The sequence below is a fragment of the Undibacterium sp. MH2W genome, assembly GCF_049340215.1.
Taxonomy (GTDB): Bacteria; Pseudomonadota; Gammaproteobacteria; order Burkholderiales; family Burkholderiaceae_D; genus Undibacterium.
In genome coordinates this window covers 199,735-219,906 of sequence record NZ_JBMPPA010000005.1, presented here as the reverse complement: position 1 = coordinate 219,906, position 20,172 = coordinate 199,735, and the positions used below count along the sequence as shown (strand labels likewise).

The 20,172-nt window shown below is 48.1% G+C and carries 19 protein-coding genes; 12 read left to right on the top strand and 7 right to left on the bottom strand.

Annotated elements, in window-relative coordinates; translation table 11 throughout:
• Positions 1-33: 33 nt before the first annotated feature.
• Positions 34-1,107, bottom strand: coding sequence for a DUF484 family protein (locus tag ACO0K2_RS13885; protein ID WP_423019779.1), 1,074 nt, complete (start codon positions 1,105-1,107; stop codon positions 34-36).
• A 118-nt stretch (positions 1,108-1,225) separates the two neighbouring features.
• A complete protein-coding gene (locus ACO0K2_RS13880) occupies positions 1,226-2,086 on the bottom strand; it encodes an MOSC domain-containing protein (protein ID WP_423019777.1) in 861 nt (286 codons plus the stop codon).
• A gap of 359 nt (positions 2,087-2,445) precedes the next feature.
• On the opposite strand from ACO0K2_RS13880, the gene ACO0K2_RS13875 reads away from it, so the two are divergent.
• Positions 2,446-3,807: a DUF945 family protein gene (locus ACO0K2_RS13875; protein WP_423019775.1), complete on the top strand. Its 1,362-nt coding sequence runs from the start codon at positions 2,446-2,448 to the stop codon at positions 3,805-3,807.
• Between the two features lie 88 nt (positions 3,808-3,895).
• Here the strand turns inward: ACO0K2_RS13875 and ychF are convergent, their stop codons facing one another.
• Positions 3,896-4,987: a redox-regulated ATPase YchF gene (ychF, locus tag ACO0K2_RS13870; protein ID WP_423019773.1), complete on the bottom strand. Its 1,092-nt coding sequence runs from the start codon at positions 4,985-4,987 to the stop codon at positions 3,896-3,898.
• A 96-nt stretch (positions 4,988-5,083) separates the two neighbouring features.
• Entirely contained in the window at positions 5,084-6,478 is a 1,395-nt protein-coding gene (locus ACO0K2_RS13865; protein WP_423019771.1) for an MATE family efflux transporter, read from the bottom strand.
• A 333-nt stretch (positions 6,479-6,811) separates the two neighbouring features.
• Between ACO0K2_RS13865 and ACO0K2_RS13860 the strand changes: the two genes are divergently transcribed.
• Both ACO0K2_RS13860 and ACO0K2_RS13855 read left to right on the top strand, forming a co-directional pair.
• Positions 6,812-7,759, top strand: a complete 948-nt coding sequence (locus ACO0K2_RS13860; protein ID WP_423019769.1) for an SPFH domain-containing protein — start codon at positions 6,812-6,814, stop codon at positions 7,757-7,759.
• A 22-nt stretch (positions 7,760-7,781) separates the two neighbouring features.
• Complete coding sequence (locus ACO0K2_RS13855) at positions 7,782-8,018, top strand: hypothetical protein (RefSeq protein WP_423019767.1); 237 nt, start codon at positions 7,782-7,784, stop codon at positions 8,016-8,018.
• Between the two features lie 28 nt (positions 8,019-8,046).
• Here the strand turns inward: ACO0K2_RS13855 and ACO0K2_RS13850 are convergent, their stop codons facing one another.
• From ACO0K2_RS13850 to uvrA, 3 genes are all read right to left on the bottom strand, one after another.
• Complete coding sequence (locus ACO0K2_RS13850; RefSeq protein WP_423019765.1) at positions 8,047-9,162, bottom strand: patatin-like phospholipase family protein; 1,116 nt, start codon at positions 9,160-9,162, stop codon at positions 8,047-8,049.
• Positions 9,163-9,243: 81 nt separating this feature from the next.
• A complete protein-coding gene (pth, locus tag ACO0K2_RS13845; RefSeq protein ID WP_423019763.1) occupies positions 9,244-9,816 on the bottom strand; it encodes an aminoacyl-tRNA hydrolase in 573 nt (190 codons plus the stop codon).
• Between the two features lie 80 nt (positions 9,817-9,896).
• Positions 9,897-12,764 carry an excinuclease ABC subunit UvrA gene (gene uvrA / locus ACO0K2_RS13840; protein WP_423020135.1) on the bottom strand — a complete coding sequence of 956 codons (2,868 nt, stop codon included), beginning with the start codon at positions 12,762-12,764 and terminating at the stop codon, positions 9,897-9,899.
• Positions 12,765-13,086: 322 nt separating this feature from the next.
• Between uvrA and ACO0K2_RS13835 the strand changes: the two genes are divergently transcribed.
• The 9 genes from ACO0K2_RS13835 (at position 13,087) to ACO0K2_RS13795 (ending at position 20,127) form a co-directional block, all read left to right on the top strand.
• The gene (locus tag ACO0K2_RS13835) at positions 13,087-14,328 is read left to right on the top strand and encodes an MFS transporter (protein WP_423019761.1); all 1,242 of its coding nucleotides are present in this window, start codon (positions 13,087-13,089) and stop codon (positions 14,326-14,328) included.
• 127 nt (positions 14,329-14,455) lie between these two features.
• Positions 14,456-14,944: a single-stranded DNA-binding protein gene (gene ssb / locus ACO0K2_RS13830; protein WP_423019759.1), complete on the top strand. Its 489-nt coding sequence runs from the start codon at positions 14,456-14,458 to the stop codon at positions 14,942-14,944.
• Between the two features lie 403 nt (positions 14,945-15,347).
• The gene (locus ACO0K2_RS13825) at positions 15,348-15,932 is read left to right on the top strand and encodes a DUF695 domain-containing protein (protein WP_423019757.1); all 585 of its coding nucleotides are present in this window, start codon (positions 15,348-15,350) and stop codon (positions 15,930-15,932) included.
• Between the two features lie 501 nt (positions 15,933-16,433).
• On the top strand, positions 16,434-16,736 hold the full coding sequence (locus ACO0K2_RS13820) for a hypothetical protein (RefSeq protein WP_423019755.1): 303 nt from the start codon (positions 16,434-16,436) through the stop codon (positions 16,734-16,736).
• A gap of 185 nt (positions 16,737-16,921) precedes the next feature.
• Positions 16,922-17,155: a hypothetical protein gene (locus ACO0K2_RS13815; RefSeq protein ID WP_423019753.1), complete on the top strand. Its 234-nt coding sequence runs from the start codon at positions 16,922-16,924 to the stop codon at positions 17,153-17,155.
• A gap of 203 nt (positions 17,156-17,358) precedes the next feature.
• The gene (locus tag ACO0K2_RS13810; protein WP_423019751.1) at positions 17,359-17,718 is read left to right on the top strand and encodes a DUF7079 family protein; all 360 of its coding nucleotides are present in this window, start codon (positions 17,359-17,361) and stop codon (positions 17,716-17,718) included.
• 370 nt (positions 17,719-18,088) lie between these two features.
• Positions 18,089-18,589 carry a GNAT family N-acetyltransferase gene (locus ACO0K2_RS13805; protein ID WP_423019749.1) on the top strand — a complete coding sequence of 167 codons (501 nt, stop codon included), beginning with the start codon at positions 18,089-18,091 and terminating at the stop codon, positions 18,587-18,589.
• Between the two features lie 771 nt (positions 18,590-19,360).
• Positions 19,361-19,606: a helix-turn-helix transcriptional regulator gene (locus tag ACO0K2_RS13800; RefSeq protein WP_423019747.1), complete on the top strand. Its 246-nt coding sequence runs from the start codon at positions 19,361-19,363 to the stop codon at positions 19,604-19,606.
• Positions 19,603-20,127 carry a hypothetical protein gene (locus ACO0K2_RS13795; RefSeq protein WP_423019745.1) on the top strand — a complete coding sequence of 175 codons (525 nt, stop codon included), beginning with the start codon at positions 19,603-19,605 and terminating at the stop codon, positions 20,125-20,127. The genes ACO0K2_RS13800 and ACO0K2_RS13795 overlap by 4 nt, the downstream gene beginning before the upstream one ends.
• The last annotated feature ends 45 nt before the right edge of the window (positions 20,128-20,172 follow it).

The following is a 20,172-nucleotide window of genomic DNA, read 5'->3' as shown; positions in this document are numbered from 1 at the left end:
TCGTCTCGATGACGATGAGCGAGTGAGTACAAGTTACTCGCAGCGAACCATATTCCGCCCCGACCGTTTCGCGTCGTACAAGGCGCGGTCAGCGCGAGAAATCATTTCCTTTGCGACGGTCGTTTCATCGCCCCGATTTATTTTTTCTGAGACCGTCGTTAAGCCAATCGAGATCGTGCATTGGCACACCCCTGATTCGGATAACTGAAACGCTTTTTCCGCAATGCTACGACGGATGCGTTCTGCTACCAGCATCGCGTCTTGTAGATTCGCGTTGATGAGTAGTACCACAAATTCTTCGCCACCAAATCGTCCTAAGGTATCGCTGAGGCGCAGTTCCGCTTTGATACGACGGGCGACTTCGCACAAAACATCGTCTCCGCCTTGGTGCCCGTACTGATCGTTGATCTTCTTGAAGAAATCAATGTCCAGATACATACAAGCAATGCCATAACCCTGACGACGAGCACGTGCAATTTCTTCCAAAGTACGTTGCTCAACATAACGGCGATTGCTGACGTTGGTGAGTGGATCTGTGAGACCAATGTACGTCAGGCGCTCATTGTTAATCACGTTCTCAAGACAAATCGCAATGATCGAACCGAGTCGCTGAATGAAATCGGTTGCCATCGTAGGCAAGAATCGCTCAACAGCATAGCTGCCCAAGTTGAGATAACCAATCAGGCGACCTTGCCGGATTAGCGGGATCAATGCCACGCTGGCGGGTTTTTTACTATAGCTACGAAAAAACTGTTCATAGAGATGGCGCTGGTAGGGGCCAAGAACGGGTTTGGTCGCACTAATGCTTGGGGTTTGAAGTTCGCGTTCTGTCCGTACAAACAGCATATGGGGAAACTCGCGCAAATTGATGCGCAAGTCGTGCAGCATCTGCTGCAATTCCTGCCGTGGATCAATCAAAATCAAACTAACCACATCCAGTTCTGACGTTGTTGCCAGTGAGCTGAAGACGCTAGTAATTAATTCCCGAAAGTGGCTTGCACCAATGATTTGTAATTCGAATTTTTGGTGCCGCTCCATAATATTCTGATTGCGATGTGCATGCTCAAGAATGTCATCCAACCGCGCGCGCAGAATACGATTTTCCATGCGCAACTCATCCTGCACAGAAATGTGCGACGGATGTGAGGCGGAAAGAGGGGCAGTACCGTTCATCAATTTCTCTCAAATTGCACGAGTGCAGACATGCAAGCTAATCTATGTGGTATCAAAAGGCAATAGTTATCTCGACGTCGTCTCCGACGGCAATTGTTGCGCCGATGCCACTGTCGAGGATGACGTTCATACCAAAAGTAATCTCGCCATCAACGATAGGATTTGCTCGATAGGCTTGCAAAATATCGACCGGACTCGGTCCCGGAATGCCGGTTTCCTGATCGATCGCAGGCATGGGGCAGCGCGGGCATGGTTTGACAGGGCGTAATTGTATCTGATTGCGAATCGCAAAGCTTTCCGCATAATCCTCTTCAAATGCCTCAATCCCATCAACCACAATATTGGGACGGAACCGGTTCATGGGAACGGGCGCACGTCCTTGCTGGATGGATTTCTCATTGAGATCGTCCAATGATGCTTGAGAAATCAGCAGCAAGGGATAGCCATCAGAAAACCGCGTAGGAGCGAGCGTGTCACCCGTCCACTTGGTATTGGCGTAGCGTTGTGCGTCTTCAGAAAATCGGACTAGCCTGCATGCAGTACCAAGGTAGTGACTAAACCAGGTAGCGACCGCGTCACCACAATCGTCCGCTTCTAACGCAAATTCCCAGATCACAACTGACCGCTTTTTGATGTCACTTTTCGGTAAGAACGTTGTCTGTAGCGGCAAATAGAGGGGCGGCATGTCTGGCGCGTCGACTTGTAAATGCTGCGCACCAATCATGCAGCGAATGCGTGCCATTTGTGGATATTCTCGCTGACTGATGAACTGCCCTTGTGGTGTCACGAGCATCCACTCGCGGTCATTCACCTGTCCGACACGTAAGCCTGCCGCTGTCATTGTTGCCTCGCTGACGGCAATGCCAGCGCAGGATTTAATCGGATAGAGAGTCAGCTCGGTAATGCTCGGCATGCCGGGTCCTGTCAAAGTTCTGTTGTTGTAATTCGGATATCAGCTATTTTAATGCAATACCGACGCGACGCAGAGATAGTTTGCGGGTTTCCTTTTTTGTGACAAACAGATGAAATCAGCGCCCCGCAACGTGCACGCTATCGTTGATACCCACCACAACGCGTGACCGTCTCGGATGTGTTGGTTGCTATCGACAAAGAACCTCAACAAGGAGGCAATTTATCGCGTGCATGCTGTACTTTCGATGAATAAGTAGATATATTGGCAACTCCGTTCCGCGCTGTGCGACACCGTTTATCATGCTTTTTCAGTTTGATCTGCCGTGGAATATCTGATTGAAGTTGACCTCTATAACGACTATGAAAAAAACCGCGCTTCTCACCGCCATGTGTTCCACGTTAATTGTTAGTTTGCCAGTGGACGCGACACCCCAGATAACCGTTACTTCTGGAGACGCAACATCCACCCAGTCAACGACAGTCGTACCAGCACCACCGGCGGTAACATCAACGACCAAGGTGACGGATACGCCATCCGGAACGCAAACGGTTACACCGCACGCACCTGATGTCGAGAGCATCGTCAAACATACGCCGGTTTTACGTGTCTATGAGGCAGTCGCAAAAGAAATCTTAGTCCCATATTCGATGAAGCCTGTTACCAAGGCGAGTCTGAATCGCTTTGTCGATTTCCAATTTTCCGCTGCGGCACAGGCGGATTTTAAAGAAATGTTTGGTAACCCTGATCCATTGCATTTTGGCCTGCGGGATTTACCCAACGGTGACGTAGAATTGACTTTCCTGATGCAGTCACTGGACTATAAAGACAGCAAATTCAACACGCAGAGCCGTTGGGAACCGATGTCCGGTCAAGTGACTTACAGCAAGGACCTCAAACACTTTGTGAGTTCTGCTGATTGGCCTTATTTTTCTCAAGGTTTTGGCAATGATGCCAGTATTGAATTCAAAAAAATGCATATCTCGCAGGATGCCTTCTACAATGCGCACTTTCTGACGTTAGGCAAAGCACATTTTTCTATCCCCGAAGTCAATTTTCATTTCGGCGATGCAGGCAAAATGGGTTATGTCCGTGGTGTTGAATTGAATTCAAACACGACTCAGCAAGGACCTCTCATGAACATGGATATTTCGAGCGGCGTCGACGAGGTATTTGTTGGTGGTCAGATGATTGGACCGATTCGTTTTGACTACAGTATTTTAAATATCAACGAAGCACCAGCAGCAGAATTTCTGCGTCAAATCGTCGATCTCAATCGAAATACCCCCGATTTTGACCAACGCGTAGTCGCATCCAAAAAGATCTTTGACACAAAATTGTTGCCAGTGATTTCTCCAAACTCACGTTTTGAAATCAAAGAATTGTCGGTTGTTTACCAAGCGTTGAAAGCTGTATTGAAAGGCGCAGTCTGGTTAGATCATCCTAAAAAACAAGACATGAGTAGCCCAGCTCTCCTGTTCAAGAAAATTGCTGCGCATGTTGAACTGACGATGCCAAAAGCGCTGGCGCTCAAAATCACAAAATTGGTGAGCTCACTCAAGCCAGGTCCTGACGCTGAGCAACAGACCAATGCGGGTCTACAAGCATTGATTGCTGCAGGCATGATTAAAGAAGAAAATGATCAACTGAGCGTCGTATTTGATTACGCGAATGGCATGAAAAAAGTGAACGGTCACGACATCAACGATAAGCCGAAAAAATAAGCTTAACGAACGAAGACGTAAAAAAACCGCGATGGAGAGAAATCCCATCGCGGTTTTTTTTATCTTATTGCTGATCGAAAGTGATGTTTTAGACGTTAAACAAGAAGTTCAACACATCGCCATCTTTCACGACATATTCTTTACCCTCAGCACGCATTTTGCCTGCTTCTTTCGCGCCTGCTTCACCTTTGAAGGCGATGTAGTCTTCAAAGGCGATCGTTTGAGCGCGAATGAAACCGCGTTCGAAATCGGTGTGGATCACGCCAGCGGCTTGTGGTGCTGTGTCGCCGATATGGATGGTCCACGCGCGGACTTCTTTAACGCCAGCAGTGAAGTAGGTTTGCAGACCCAACAATTTGAATGCGGCGCGAATCAGGCGGTCAAGACCTGGTTCTTCCATGCCCATGTCGGCGAGGAAGTCTGCTTTGTCAGCGTCGTCCAGATCAGCGATTTCGGATTCGATCGCGGCGCAGATGGCGACGATAGGTGCGTTTTGTGCAGCAGCAAAGGCCGTCAATTGATCCAGTAATGGGTTATTTGTAAAACCAGAATCAGACACGTTGGCGACGTACATTGCGGGTTTTGCAGTGATGAGGCACAGTGGTTTGAGCAATGCCATTTCTTCTGCATCCAAGCCCAACGCGCGCACTGGCTTAGCGTCATTGAGTGCCGGCATGATGCGCTCTAAGAGAGCGACCAATTTTGCAGCGTCTTTATCGCCAGAACGTGCTTTTTTGTTTTCGCGGTGAATCGCTTTTTCTACGCTACCCATGTCAGCGAGCGCCAATTCTGTTTGGATGACTTCGATGTCGTCCAGTGGGCTGACTTTACCGGCAACGTGAATCACGTTGTCATCTTCAAAGCAACGCACCACATTGACGATAGCGTCTGTTTCACGGATGTGTGCCAAGAATTGGTTACCCAGACCTTCACCTTTTGATGCGCCTGCGACCAAACCAGCAATATCCACGAACTCAACGATCGCGTTTTGGATGCGTTCTGGTTTGACAATCTCAGACAACTGTTTGAGACGTGGATCAGGCACTTCAACGATACCAACGTTTGGCTCAATCGTGCAGAAAGGATAATTTTCTGCCGGAATGCCCGCTTTTGTCAGTGCATTAAATAAAGTAGATTTGCCGACGTTAGGCAGGCCGACGATGCCGCATTTGAGACTCATAATATGTCCTTGTACACAGAGGGTGTACGATAAAGATGCCAGTCAGGCAAGCCACTCGGGCGCCAGACGGGCAAGAAACTCGCTGAATAAATCCAATCAACCCGCTATTTTACCGGAATTAGCCGCTAATCTGACTCGCATCGTGCTGATTCGCTGCAAATAAGCCAGTAAGAAGCCCCCAGCGACGGTCAGACCCAGTACCAATCCTATCCAGAAACCCTGTGCAGCCATGGGAGTGGCTGGCGCCCATGGCATCCACGCAGGAGCGAGCCCTAAGTAGCAACCAATCGGTAAGGCAAAGCCGTAAAACGCCATCAGATGGATCAACATGGGAGTGCGCGTCACTTTGTAGCCCCGGATCGCGCAAGATGTCGTGACCTGCGCAGCATCTGATAACTGGAAAATGGCGGCAAAGAGCAACAAGGTTGCCGTCATTTTCTGGACAGCAGGATCGGTGGTGTAGGCCGCAGCAATGATGTCCCTGAAAGCGGTAATGAACGTCGCAGAGAGGATCGCAAAAGCCAGTCCCAAGCCCACACCAACCCAAGAGATGAAACGTGCTCGTTGTGTGTCGCCTTCCCCAAGCGCTTGCCCTACGCGGGTGGTCAAGGCAATGCCGATGCTTAGCGGCACCATAAATACCAGTGACGAGAAGTTGAGGGCAATCTGATTCGCTGATACTGGAATGACGCCAAACCGTGCCACAAGCAAGCCCACCGCACCAAATGCCGACACCTCAGCAAAATACGTCACACCAATTGGCAAGCCCAATTTGAGCATCGAGCGGATTTCATGCCACACCGGTCCTTCTGCGTGGGTGAAAGGGTAGGTAGCGCGATACACCTCAGCGCGCCGCATCCACAATAGCATCGCGACCAACATCAGCCAGAGACCGACACCTGTTGCCAAAGCACATCCCGTCGCGCCAAGCTGCGGCATCCCCAAATGACCATAAATAAAAATCCAGTTAATGAGGATATTAAATCCAAGACCACCCAAAGCAATCATCATCACGGGCTTGGTTTCATTGAGACTGGTGGTGTAGCCATACAGTGCACGGTACATCCCAAACGCAGGTAAGCCTACACTAATCTCATGCACAAACTGCGACGCCTTTTGATTTACCAGAGGATCGATGTGCAGGTAATCAAAAATAATGGTGGCTGCATTCAGAATAAGGCAAGCGAGCAGACCCACACCGCCCCCCATCCACACGGCTTGGCGCATGGTGTGCGGTACTTTGTCGAGGCTATTGGCACCGACTTCGTGGGCAATGACCGCATTGACTGCCATCATCGTACCCATGACGGTGACCAAGATAATGGACCAGAGTGAGGCCCCGAGGGAAACAGCGGCTAATTCTTCTGCACTCAGATGGCCTGTCATGGCGACATCGGAAACGCCCATCCCAACGGTAGCAAGTTGACCAACGAGAACGGGCCAGGCGAGTTGCCACAACGCGGCGGCTTCGGTGCGGATACGGGTTTTCATAGGAAATAAAGACTTTTTTCAGAATAGCGCGCTAGCTTACCTTATTGCCCCATGAAAAGGGGTGGTTGGTGATGATAGGCGGTATGACTTCTGGGATATGTCTCGGCGGAGAGGGGCAGCGGAAATACACCGACGTATGAAGGGTATTGAACGATGGCAATTTAGTAATTGAAATATATGCCACATCTGCCTTGACTTCCCCTTATTTTATCCTAAAGTGATATCACTTTGATTTCATCCTGAGATCGCTTGATGACGATGTGAGTCACATGTCATGAGCACAGTATTGATTCAAGAATAAAAACCAGAAATTCAATTCTTATTGGAGTCACCATGAGTACCGTTAATAAAGTACCTGAACCATCATCCCACAGAGCCAGCACTGCACGTCTCCTTTTACGCGAGCGCAATCTCACGTCGTGGAATGGTTATGTGATGTTTATTATTGCGTTGGGATTAATCGGCGGAGCGGTCTATCTGTTTGTGCAGTTATCCCAACAAATTGCAGAACCACGCATGTCGGCGGTGGCGGTTAGAGCGTTCATGATCGTGGTAGGGGTCTTTATCTTAAAAGGCTTTTATATGTTGCAGCCAAACGAGGCTATCTTATTGACCTTGTTTGGTGGATACCAAGGGACAGATCGCAGTGAGGGCTTGCGGTGGGTGAATCCCTTTTACGGTAATCGCAAAATTAGCCTGCGTGCGCGCACCATGAACACTGCACCACTCAAGGTGAATGACAAACGCGGTAACCCTATCGAAATCGGTGCTGCCATTGTGTGGCGGGTGCAGGATACGGCATTAGCGATTTATAACGTGGATGATTACGACCGCTTTGTGAATGTACAGGCAGAAGCAGCGATCCGTCATTTGGCAGCACAATATGCCTACGATGATGGTGAAGACTTGGCAACGGGGGAGACTACCTTGCGGGCAGGTGTCGACATTGTCGCGGGGGCATTGCGGGCTGAATTGCATTTACGTTTTGCAGCAGCAGGCATTGAAGTAGAAGATGCCAAATTAACCCACTTGGCTTACGCTGCCGAAATCGCACAGGTGATGCTGCGCCGTCAGCAAGCCGAGGCCATCATCAGCGCCCGTAAAAAAATTGTTCACGGTGCGGTCACGATGGTGGAGGCTGCCTTGCAAGGACTGTCAGAACGCAAAATCGTTGAACTCGACGACGAACGTAAAGCAGCGATGGTGAGCAACTTGCTGGTTGTCTTATGTTCCGATAAAGAGACACAGCCTGTGGTGAATACCGGTACGCTGTATAACTAACGTTTGTCTGGATAAGATAACGATGGCAAGTCCAGGTAAAAAATCGTTTCCTTTACGTATCGATCCTGCCTTATGGGCAGAGATCGAACGGTTGGCTGCGCAAGAATTACGGAGTGCGAATGCGCAAGTAGAGTACTTGTTGCGACAAGCCCTCATGCAGCGGGGGCGTCAACTACCTCCGTTGCCATTCGAATCACCTGAGCCACCTGAGTCACCTGAGTCACCTAGACCAGACGCCTCATCCACTGCAGAAGAGTAGTGGTCCTTCATCAGCGACCACGGTACGTTCAATAAAAACGTTGTACCTTATTGAGATCAGGTTTTTCGATAAAGGCGATCAATTCATCGCGCAGACGGGCACTTTCGGCGATGGCGGTTTTCCATGCGGAGATGCGCTCATGGTGGTTGGTGCCGTAATGAAAAAAATCTTTACGATCCGGCAATTTACCGCGCGGTAGCATCTTCAAAAAATCTTTCGACGGCGAGACCATGATCACATTGTCGAGCCAATGGCGATGCTGCCATGCGTGTGCACGACGCCACGGCAATGCCTTATCGAGCCAGCCAGGGATGATGTGATCGGTGAAGTGGGGGTACAACACCAATTCGGAGCTGGCATTGTTGGCGTCTGTTGTGTCGTTCAGTCGTGAATACGGAAATGCCAAATGATAGTCAATGATGCCACCGTCCCAGTAGGTGCCACGAGGCGCGTGGGGAATATGATTGACTGGTTCCATAATCAGCGGCAAGGTACCTGACGCTAATAGCGCTGGCGTGAGATTGTCTTGTGCTAGGGGGCAAAACTGGGTGTTGAAGCGATCAAATGAGGCTTTCAACCACGGCAAGGGATCGCGTGCATCGCCAATGACAACGCGGTCGAGATGCTTCGCGAGACGCGAACGCGATCCGAGGTTCGCAAAGGTCGCCGCAACAAATCCATACTTGGCCTTGGCCTCAGAACTAGGCGCATCGAGTCTGCCAAGCCCTCGATTGGTCATTAAATGTAAACGGTGCCAAGGTTGCTCTACGATTTCTTTTTCATAGCCACCGATAAAGGCCTTGAGCAGGCTTTGTATTTCGGTGGTGACGTAGTGAGCACTCGGTTTTTCTGGATAGCTTTGTTCGCAGTACAAATCTCCCAGTCGCCCGAATGCCGCAACCGGATCAGCACAACTTGCCGCAGCCATTCGCCATGACCCAATCGAGGCACCAATGAGGCTTCGCTCACGTGGTGCTGATGGCAACCACTCGCCAAATAACCATTGATCCATCGCTTGCAAAATCAAGCCTTTTGGTCCGCCAGCCGCAGCGGGGATGACAGCGATATCCTGCGCCCGCAAGCCATGGTGTTGCAGGTGCGCGTAAGCAGTTTTTCCGACGTGAATCTGTAGTGCTGAATGCATAGGGATCAATTCAATCAACGACAATAACAATCAAATACGAGCCAGTGGTCTCAAAGCCAAGGGATGGAGACGATGCGCCGCTCACTTTGCTGTGTGCAATTGCGTCATTGCTTCTGGAAACTTTCCTTCGGCAAGCAGGGGCAGAATATCCATGCTTTTGGCAATCGCCTCATCAATGAGTGGCTGCTCTTCTTTACGGGGACGATGCAACACAAAATCGGCAACGCCTTGTTGTAGATTGAGCGTCCGTGGATGGCCGATACCGATACGTAAGCGCCAATAATCTTGCGTGCCTAATGCTGCCGTAATGTCTTTGAGACCGTTATGACCACCAGAAGATCCCCCCTTTTTGAGCTTAGCGATGCCTGGCATGATATCGAGTTCATCATGCACCACCAGCACTTCATCAGGATTGATTTTATAAAATCGGCAGAGTGCCCCTACCGATTGGCCGGAGCGATTCATAAAAGTTTGCGGTTCAAGCAACCACACTTCGTTACCGGCGATGCGTGTTTTACCGACCAAGGCATTGAAGTTTTTATCGCGTTGCAGACTGACTGGGAACTGATCGACCAGCCAGAACCCCGCATTGTGGCGGGTTTGTTCGTATTCTGGACCCGGATTGCCGAGTCCTACTATCAATCGAATAGACATGTTGGTTTAACAAAGTTACGCAGGATGGTTGCACAGGCGCGCAGCCATCCTGTCACTGACATAATGTGCACTGATGTCGCTTAGTGCTGATGTTTTTTTAAAAGAGGTAACAGGTACTTTCCTGTTACGCTATTGCTGTTCGCCGCCACTTCTTCTGGCGTACCAGTGGCAATGATCAAACCACCACCCGCACCACCTTCTGGTCCCAGATCGATGAGCCAATCCGCGGTTTTGATCACGTCAAGGTTGTGTTCAATAATGACCAGCGTATTGCCTTGATCACGCAGGCGATGAATCACCTTGAGCAACAGCGCGATATCATGGAAATGCAGACCAGTCGTTGGTTCATCCAAAATATACAAAGTACGGCCTGTATCGCGTTTTGATAATTCGAGCGACAACTTCACGCGCTGCGCTTCACCGCCTGACAAAGTAGTAGCACTCTGTCCTAGACGGATATAACCCAGACCCACATCCAGTAAGGTATGCAGCTTCCGTGCAATGACCGGCACAGGTTTAAAGAATTCATGCGCATCCTCGACCGTCATTTCAAGAATTTGATGAATATTCTTACCCTTGTATTGGACTTCTAATGTTTCGCGGTTATAGCGTTTGCCATGACACACATCACAAGGAACATACACGTCTGGTAAGAAATGCATTTCGACTTTAATGACGCCATCACCTTGGCAAGCCTCGCAGCGACCACCCTTGACGTTGAATGAGAAGCGTCCTGCACTGTAGCCACGTTCTTTGGCCATTGGCACGGTCGCAAACAAATCGCGGATCGGTGTGAATAAACCGGTATAGGTGGCTGGATTAGAGCGTGGTGTCCGACCAATCGGCGCTTGATCAACCGAAATGACTTTATCAAAATGCTCCAAGCCACTCACATGATCAAACGTGGCTGGTTCTGTTTGTGAACCATACAAATGACGTGCTGCCACGTGGTACAGCGTGTCATTCACTAATGTCGATTTACCGGAACCAGAAACCCCCGTGACGCAAGTGAGCAGTCCAACAGGCAGATGCATCGTGACATCTTTAAGATTATTTCCACGTGCTCCAGCGATCACCAGCTGTTTATCTGGATCACTGACTGTACGTTTTTTTGGCACAGCGATTTCCAGCGCACCACTGAGGTATTGCGCTGTCAGAGAGCGCTCGCTCTTCATGATATCGGCAACGGTACCTTGTGCAATCACTTCACCACCGTGTACGCCAGCACCAATACCCATATCGACGACAAAGTCCGCGCAGCGAATCGCATCTTCATCATGCTCTACCACCAAGACACTATTACCAATATCGCGTAAATGTTTCAGCGTATCGATCAGACGGTCGTTATCACGCTGATGCAAACCAATCGACGGTTCGTCCAAGACATACATCACACCTGTCAGACCCGAGCCAATTTGCGAGGCCAAACGAATCCGCTGTGCTTCGCCGCCAGAGAGCGTATCTGCGCTACGATCCAACGACAGATAATCCAGACCCACATTGTTGAGGAAGGTGAGACGTGAAGAAATTTCTTTGATAATGCGGTCAGCAATATCTCGTTTCGCTCCGTGTAATTTCAGGTGTTCAAAGAAATGCAGCGTTTCACGCAGCGGCATGGCGCTGATGTCGTAAATCGCTTTTTCTTGCTTACCTGTTCCCACTTTGACATACCGCGCTTCAATACGCAGACGTGCGCCATCGCAAGAAGGGCATTGTTTTTCGTTGATAAACTTCGCGAGTTCTTCTTTGACCGCCATCGAATCGGTCTCGCGATAACGTCGCTGCAGATTATTCACTACACCTTCAAACGTATGTTCTTTGACGACAGCGCGTCCTTTTTCGTTGATGTAGGTGAACGGAATAAGTTGCTTGCCTGAGCCAAATAAAATAATTTGTTGCGCCGATTCAGGCAATTGCTCAAACGGCGTATCAATATCAAACTCAAAAAACGCTGCCAGATTCGACAACATCTGGAAATAAAACTGATTACGACGGTCCCAGCCTTTGACTGCGCCACTGGCGAGCGATAAGTTAGGGAACGCAACGATCCGCTTTGGATCAAAGAACTCAATATGTCCCAATCCATCACATTCGGGGCACGCGCCCATGGGATTGTTGAACGAGAACAAACGTGGTTCTAATTCTTGCAATGAGTACCCGCAAGTTGGACACGCGAATTTATTCGAAAACAGTTGCTCTTCCTTGGTATCCATATCGACCACCAGCGCGCGGCCATTGGCGATGCGCAGGCAAGTTTCGAACGATTCCGCCAAGCGTTGCTTGATGTCTTCTTTCACTTTGACGCGATCCACCACCACGTCAATGGTGTGTTTTTCGGTCTTTTTTAATTTTGGCAGATCATCGACTTCATAGATCTTGGCTTCATGCGTGCCACTTTGAATCCGGAAGCGAATAAAGCCTTGTGCCTGCATTTGTTCGAACAAATCGACATGCTCCCCTTTTCGGTTCGCAACCACAGGAGCGAGGATCATTAGCTTGGTGTCTTCTGGCATTGCCAGCACCGCATCCACCATTTGCGACACAGATTGCGCTGCGAGCGGGTTTTCTGGGTGGTCGGGGCAATAAGGTGTCCCAACGCGGGCATACAACAGACGCAGATAATCGTGGATTTCTGTGACAGTACCGACGGTCGAGCGTGGGTTGTGCGAGGTTGCTTTTTGCTCGATGGAAATCGCTGGAGACAAACCTTCAATCAGATCGACATCCGGTTTTTCCATCAATTGCAAGAACTGACGCGCATAGGCCGACAGCGATTCCACATAACGACGCTGACCTTCGGCATATAAGGTATCAAACGCCAGTGACGATTTGCCAGAGCCAGATAAGCCAGTAATGACAACCAGTTTATTGCGGGGCAGATCAAGATTGATATTTTTCAGGTTGTGAGTGCGTGCTCCTCTGATCCTGATCAACTCACGTTTCTGCATGAGTGCGATATCATCTGCGCCGAACTCGATTTCAGCGGGTTTGTTTGCTGCTTTGGCTTTTACGGCTTTTGGTCGTGTCGTCATAGTATGTTGAACTGAGTTTTTACTGAGTATGAACTAAGTGTTAGCGAGTAGTAGCGAGTAGTGACTGAGTCGTGTTTGAATATTGTCTGAATATTAATTTCATGTTCAGTGATCTCATTCTCAGTCCGATCCGAATGTTGGCGGGGGCAATCAACCTGCTACTATAACGGTTTTTTGAAAATTACCGCGGACTCCTCCGCGCTTTCATCAAATTACCTTGTACAACCAGGTTTTAAATATGACTTTGGCAACAAATTACACCAACGCCTCCGATGTTCAGGATGACAAGCCGGGCATGAGCCGGTCAGAAATTCGATCCAGTGCATCGTTAGCGTCTATTTTTGCTTTGCGCATGCTCGGGTTGTTCATTTTATCGCCAGTTTTTGCTATTTATGCAAGAAGTCTCACTGGCGGTGACAATCCCATTCTCGTTGGCATGGCGCTGGGGATGTTTAGTCTCGTGCAGGCCTTTTTCCAAATTCCTTTGGGAATGGCCTCGGATCGTCTCGGGCGTAAGCCTGTCATTATCGCTGGTATGGCGATGTTTGTGCTGGGCGCTTTGATTTGCGCGGAATCCAGCAGCCTTACAGGCATCATGATTGGACGTGGCATCCAAGGTCTGGGCGCGATTTCTGCCGCCATTACTGCGTTGATTGCGGATAGCACCCGTGAAGAACACCGGACCAAAGCCATGGCGATGGTGGGCGGCTCCATTGGCATTACCTTTGCGTTGGCGATGGTGATCGCGCCAGTCCTGTTTGAAACGGTCGGCATGCCTGCGATGTTTGTCATGATGGCCATTGCTGGCGTTGCCGCTATCGCTGTCATCATTTGGGTGACACCCGATGCACCACCGCTGCCTGCAGAACGTGTTCCATTTTCAGCAGTGCTTGGTAATCGCGAGCTGATGCGTCTGAATTTTGGCGTGTACGTCCTGCATTTCGCACAAATGGCCATGTTCGTTGTTGTGCCTTCGGCATTGGTGCGCGTTGCAGAGATCCCCTTGGCAAGTCACTGGAAAGTGTATTTGCCGGTCATGCTGGTCTCGTTTATAGCCATGTTGCCGGCCATCATCGTCGGAGAAAAGTATGCAAAAATGAAACAGGTGTTTCTGATTGCAATCACTGTCTTACTCGTCGTACAGGTTGGCTTTTGGCAATTGTTAGAGCATCCTGTTGCCCTCATTGCGTTGTTATTTGGTTTCTTTATTGCCTTTAACACCCTCGAAGCCAGCCAACCATCGCTGGTATCCAGAATCGCGCCGCCCGCCGCCAAAGGTGCCGCCTTAGGCGTCTACAACACCCTGCAAGCCCTCGGCATTGCCTCTGGTGCCGCAGCGGGTGGCTTGATGAGTAAGGTGGCAAGTGCACCAACCATCTTCGGTTTGTGTTCTTTACTGACACTTATCTGGCTTATAATCGCGTACAACATGCCGGAAATACCCCGCCGTTCTGCTCGTCAGACACCGCAAGAGGTCTAAAACCGCACATTACGATAGCACCGACGCAAACATTGCTTCCCTGCCACGCTCGCGTGGTGGAGCGATGTTGTGTCGGCTTACTATGACCACTATCAATTGGAAATTATCAGGAAAACAGGAGAAAACCATGGCATCCGTCAATAAAGTTATTATCGTTGGCAATTTGGGCCGCGATCCGGAAACACGCTATATGCCAAGTGGTGACGCAATGACCAGCATCACAGTCGCAACAACCGATAGCTGGAAAGACAAATCAACTGGCGAGAAAAAAGAACAAACCGAATGGCACCGCATCACGTTCTTCGGCAAGCTCGCTGAAATCGCAGGCCAATACCTGAAAAAAGGCTCCCAAGTCTACGTCGAAGGCAGCCTGCGTACACGCAAATACACCGACAAAGACGGCGTAGAAAAATACGCTACCGACATTAAAGCTGACAGCATGCAAATGTTAGGCGGACGTCCAGGCATGGGCGGCGGCGCAGCAATGGACGACAGCGGCTACGGCGGCGCACCAGCCCCAGCACCACGCCAAGCTGCCCCTGCACCACGTCAACAAGCACCAGCATCCCGCCCTGCACCGAATTTCTCGGATATGGATGATGATATTCCGTTTTAAATAGGACGTTATTAGACAACGTTGACTGAAACCCGTTCTTCGAAAGAGAACGGGTTTTTTCTTTATTGGCTTGTTCTTTTCGATGCAAGACCGATCGCAGACTAGTTTATCCAAAAATGCGTACAAGCAATCGTATGACGCATCCGTGCTCCTTAACGCGAGCAAGATCCATTTCTAAGAAACGCTCCACCCATCCGTCATTCTCTCCGAAGGCAGAGAATCCAATGTTGCGCACGCAACGTCAGCCTAATGCGCTAAAAATTGAGATATGAATAATATAAATAAGTTATTATTTTAAAGGTAAGTTTTGGTGCAAAGTCACTTTCTTGCACCAAGCAGACATATGACTGGATCTGCGGAGCATTCACTTGACCTTCACTCCATTTTTTAATACGCATAACTAATGAAGAAACAATTAATCCAACCATTGATCGCGCTTTTTCTTGCTACGGTACTGGATGTTTCAATGGCAACCGAAACGACTCCATTGAATCTGCATAGCCAAGCTATTCCTGCTGATTTCTGGTGGGCCTATTTAGCTTCTTATGATCAAGGTCCTGGATCAATTACCGTTAATCTTGGACTGAAAAAGCAGCTACCTTTGTCAACATATCCGACCTTAATTATTACAGGGGTCACTTATGCGACACAAAGAAGAGATGGGCTTCCAGAAACTTCTGACCTTGATCATTTAAATAAACTGTCCTCAAAGCTGATTGAAACGATCGAAAATGTCACAGCCGCAGTACATGCGGGGACATTCAAGTACAACCGGGAGTGTCTACATTATGTCTATGTGAAAGATAGCTCAAAAGTTGAGGAGGCACTCAAAGCGTTCTATTTGAAAGAGTGCCCAGAATGCAAGACATACACAAATATTAAAAATGACCCAGATTGGACAACTTACAAAGATTTTTTATTTCCGAATCAAGCGACACTTGATTTTTACCATGATGAATTAATGAAGCTGCCGTACAAATTGAATTAGGGCAATGTAGAGATCAATGTCGGAATAAGATTATTTTTGATGAAACACTCCACACAACCGTCATTCTTCGCGAAAGCGGAGAATCCATCGGTGCAAACGCGCCTCCAGCGTAAGACGATGATGAATATGTTGTTGAACGCATGTGCTGATGTTGAATGAGTGCCTGCCTTCGCGGGAATGACGAAGCGACGAGTGGTATTTTAATGATCGCAATAGCGAAATTGTAGATCACTTTTTTTATTTAACTGTGATAAGAGAAAGTTTAAATATATGTTTCAATCGCGATTTTTGTTATGCGCCAATGCTATTTTTCTTCTATGTGCAATCGGAGGATGTACCACAGCACCGACGAGCAATATCGATTCTCTGAAGCCGCGATTCACTCGCCCAGTTGACTCGATTTTAAATGGGCAATGGGAGGGAAGCTTAAAGAAGCGGGAGCCGCTAACATCCCCGGACCTTACAAAGTCCCCAGACACTGACGATCTCAAGCTTCGAGTAATGTTGGATGGTTGGAATGCAAAAGTATTTTTATTCGACGACGGAGAATGGCGCGAAGTGATGCCAAATAGTTTTAAGGTAACGCGCTATAGTACCAACGCGATTGCAATTGCCATTAATTCTAGCGGTTCTGAGAAAGGCGGGTGGGTTGAAAGTTGGGCTATTCTTATGACCGTTAAGAATGATGACGAGATACTGGCAGAATGGACCCGGGTTGTTAACAATCTTAGCATTGCGGCTCCCAATGTTGCTCAGACATTCAGTATGGGTGCAGTGGGAACATTGCATCGAATGGTGCTGTAATCGATCGCCACTGTCGTCCTATCTGAGCGACTAAAGTGCTAAAGTCATCACCAGAAAATATGCCGCTCTTCAACAAGGTGAATGTTCTCGAAAGAAGAATTAACGAATTCTCAGACCGGTAAATTAATTTTGATAAATTCAGATGTTTGAAGAGGAAGTTTGCTGGATATAGGAGGTGGTGAATAGTGAGCAAAGAGCACAAACGTTTACCGTCAGGTAAGGCGCTGGTCGCACCGACGATTTTTCCGATCATGATGTTTGTATTGATTGAAAAATATTTTTCTGTCGGTGGAGTTATTTACGCCCATGGCGTGATGTCTACGCTGATATTCTTCATCGCATTGGCGGGAATTGGTGTTTTAGTTGCAGGAGTAGCATATGTCGTTTTCATCATCACCTTTGGGATAAGGCTCATATAAGTCATCGTGAAATGATCGTCTTACTGAGCGATGTCATGTTTATACGCAAAAGTGGAAGCTCACAGTTGAATCGTTCGCAGCACAAAATCGTAATTCGCCTCAGGGTCTATTGCGCGAGCATTTTGGCATTGGAGCTAATGGTTTTTTTGAATGAAGGTCGTTTTGCGACTTAACTATATAACGAATTTCATATTTCAATTGATATGCTGCCACCGACTGATGATTTAGATGATAGGAAAAAAATTTGGGACATGATGCAAATGTTCTGGATGGATTCCGACATAAAAATATTGTTGCCTAAGATTATAGAAATTTGTGCCGAATCTAAATATTCAATTGATGAACTAGAGGCGATCTATTGGAACGAAGTACGCCCCGCTGTCTGGTTTAATTTATTATTTCTGCCAGCACCTGAGTGGGCTGGCTTTGACATTGAATGGCTCTCGAAGCGGATTATTCGGAAAAATCGATTTGGGAAACGACTGCCGATAAAGCTAGTTTACTGGTATTCGGATTTTTGGTGGAAAAAATTGCGCAATGGAATTAAGAATGTCAGAGGGTGAGGACGTACCTCAACATGTAGTTGGTTACACTAGATTCCCGCCTGCGCGGGAATGACGAAGTGGTGGGTAATCTTGCAAAGAATGTCATTCAGCGCCTCGAATTTTTCAAGGCGCAAAGAAGAAAAGCTGCAATATCTATAGATTCGCTACTGCTACAACCAACGACGAAAGAGCTACTGCAACCCCGCATGAGATGCAGCAGCGATGACTTAGTGTCATTTGCGGTGATTACAGGCGAGAAGTTAAAACAATATTGCCGTTCGCATCGTCATCACCCGCGCAGGCGGGTGATCCAGTGGCGTGCAAATATCTGTAGCGTCGAATCGCTATGAACCTTTCTGACATGTATTCATTTTGAAAATTGTCCTATATGAGCATCATTATTGATCCTATACAACTCGGCAGCCCAGACTTGCAAATCGTCGCCTCAAGGATGCGAGATACCTTAATTGACGTTCTTGGCGAAGAGGTCGGTGAATCTATGTATTCGCTCGAATGGCTTTATGATCGTGCCGTATCACATATCGATGGTCGTCTGTTAGGCGCGATCTATATTGCACGCGTTGGTCCTGAGAGTCAAAATGTGGGTCATATTATCGTGAGACAAGAGGAGGATGAGCATGGCAAATTTGGCCTCGTAACCACCGCCTATGTATTGCCTGAAATGCGTCGGAAGGGTATTGCTAGCACCCTACTTGGTGCTGCACATACTTGGTTTTTAAGTCGTAGATTATTTCGAACTGCTACAGATACTGCTGAGAACAATCATCCGTTAATTGCACTTTATGGTCGCCACGGATACGAAGTTATCTTCCATAGCAAAGAAAAACAAATGGTACGACTCAGTCGTGAATTACTCTCCACTAAATGAACTCTGTCGCTTTGTCGCGCTAAAAAATAATTTACTGGTATTCGGATTTTTGGTGGAAAAAATTGCGCAATGGAATTAAGAATGTCAGAGGGTGAGGACGTACCTCAACATGTAGTTGGTTACACTAGATTCCCGCCTGCGCGGGAATGACGAAGTGGTGGGTAATCTTGCAAAGAATGTCATTCAGCGCCTCGAATTTTTCAAGGCGCAAAGAAGAAAAGCTGCAATATCTATAGATTCGCTACTGCTACAACCAACGACGAAAGAGCTACTGCAACCCCGCATGAGATGCAGCAGCGATGACTTAGTGTCATTTGCGGTGATTACAGGCGAGAAGTTAAAACAATATTGCCGTTCGCATCGTCATCACCCGCGCAGGCGGGTGATCCAGTGGCGCGTGCGCGCCTTTCGCGTCGGACGGATACTTTGCATTTGCTCAGCATATGCCAGTTGTTTGTTCAGGGACAGACATTAGGATTTATTGCATCGTTGACGGTTTTTCTCGATGTTATTTCAGATTTATCCTTGCCCCAACACAAGTGTCGGACCCAAACAAGAGCGAGGGCACTAAAAAGCGGTCCTTTCAAACCTATAGACGAGCAAAACATCTACCTCCATGAATCTGACTCTATGTAGGCCGCGCCGCGGGTTCATGGTTGTTCAGACAGGCAAATCAAGACAATTGAACATCCTTATGATGCATGATTTTATTGACATACACATTAAATTGTTGTGTACTCACAATATAACCTTGTCTAATTTAATATAATTATGTTTATACACAATAGAATAGCGCTGTTTCGTACAGAGCGTGGAATCTCGCGAAAGGAATTGGCTGAAGCCGTGGGCGTCAACAATCAGACCATTGGCTATCTTGAGCGCGGTGATTACAAACCCAGCTTGGAGTTGGCCCTGAAAATATCCCAATACTTCAATGTCAGTGTTGAAATGCTGTTTTCCTTTCAACGCTTTGAACCAATCGCCATGACGCTAAAACGGGCAGGAGAAGAAGAATGAGTGCAAAGCATAAAACGATATTGCAAAGGATGGACACATTGGTGTGGTGGACTAATGCATCCGAGAGAGTTCAATGCGACATGACAATGGATTCAAATGAACGGCGCTACTATTCAATGCGATGGTTACCGCTGATGCCAATGGCGCTGGGAACAGCACTCATCTTCTATGCGATCACAACCACGTTACCTCATTTCATTTATGGCCTTGGCGGTGCAATCACCGTGATTGTTTCGGCTATCGCTATCAATGGCCCATTAGGTAAGCCCGCTATTGAAGATGATGAAAGAGAAGCTGCACTGCGCAAAAATGCATTTTTATTTTGCATGGCTTTCCTCGCCATGTCGAATATTATTGGTGAGTCATTCATACTGCTAACCATCGCAGAAAAGGGATGGGGGCGTGAGCATGTTATCGGTCTTGCTTTTGCCCTTTTTATTGCTAATGCGGCGTACTTTGTTAGTTTGCCGACGCTCTATGTTAGTTGGAAGCTGACTACCCTATCTGAAGATGAATTGTGACCGTGAGTTGGCTTGAGTCTTCACGGTGTTAATGTCGCTGCGCGA

Bases quoted from the DNA above. Each gene is read 5' to 3' on its own strand.
- ACO0K2_RS13825 (WP_423019757.1), top strand. From the start codon at position 15,348: ATGAAGAAACAATTAATCCAACCATTGATCGCGCTTTTTCTTGCTACG.
- ACO0K2_RS13880 (WP_423019777.1), bottom strand. From the start codon at position 2,086: ATGCCGAGCATTACCGAGCTGACTCTCTATCCGATTAAATCCTGCGCT.
- ACO0K2_RS13860 (WP_423019769.1), top strand. From the start codon at position 6,812: ATGAGTACCGTTAATAAAGTACCTGAACCATCATCCCACAGAGCCAGC.
- ACO0K2_RS13875 (WP_423019775.1), top strand. From the start codon at position 2,446: ATGAAAAAAACCGCGCTTCTCACCGCCATGTGTTCCACGTTAATTGTT.
- ACO0K2_RS13865 (WP_423019771.1), bottom strand. From the start codon at position 6,478: ATGAAAACCCGTATCCGCACCGAAGCCGCCGCGTTGTGGCAACTCGCC.
- pth (WP_423019763.1), bottom strand. From the start codon at position 9,816: ATGTCTATTCGATTGATAGTAGGACTCGGCAATCCGGGTCCAGAATAC.
- ACO0K2_RS13810 (WP_423019751.1), top strand. From the start codon at position 17,359: ATGCTGCCACCGACTGATGATTTAGATGATAGGAAAAAAATTTGGGAC.
- ACO0K2_RS13800 (WP_423019747.1), top strand. From the start codon at position 19,361: ATGTTTATACACAATAGAATAGCGCTGTTTCGTACAGAGCGTGGAATC.
- ACO0K2_RS13855 (WP_423019767.1), top strand. From the start codon at position 7,782: ATGGCAAGTCCAGGTAAAAAATCGTTTCCTTTACGTATCGATCCTGCC.
- ACO0K2_RS13835 (WP_423019761.1), top strand. From the start codon at position 13,087: ATGACTTTGGCAACAAATTACACCAACGCCTCCGATGTTCAGGATGAC.
- ACO0K2_RS13850 (WP_423019765.1), bottom strand. From the start codon at position 9,162: ATGCATTCAGCACTACAGATTCACGTCGGAAAAACTGCTTACGCGCAC.
- ACO0K2_RS13820 (WP_423019755.1), top strand. From the start codon at position 16,434: ATGTTGGATGGTTGGAATGCAAAAGTATTTTTATTCGACGACGGAGAA.
- ychF (WP_423019773.1), bottom strand. From the start codon at position 4,987: ATGAGTCTCAAATGCGGCATCGTCGGCCTGCCTAACGTCGGCAAATCT.
- ACO0K2_RS13805 (WP_423019749.1), top strand. From the start codon at position 18,089: ATGAGCATCATTATTGATCCTATACAACTCGGCAGCCCAGACTTGCAA.
- ACO0K2_RS13885 (WP_423019779.1), bottom strand. From the start codon at position 1,107: ATGGAAAATCGTATTCTGCGCGCGCGGTTGGATGACATTCTTGAGCAT.
- uvrA (WP_423020135.1), bottom strand. From the start codon at position 12,764: ATGCAGAAACGTGAGTTGATCAGGATCAGAGGAGCACGCACTCACAAC.
- ACO0K2_RS13795 (WP_423019745.1), top strand. From the start codon at position 19,603: ATGAGTGCAAAGCATAAAACGATATTGCAAAGGATGGACACATTGGTG.
- ssb (WP_423019759.1), top strand. From the start codon at position 14,456: ATGGCATCCGTCAATAAAGTTATTATCGTTGGCAATTTGGGCCGCGAT.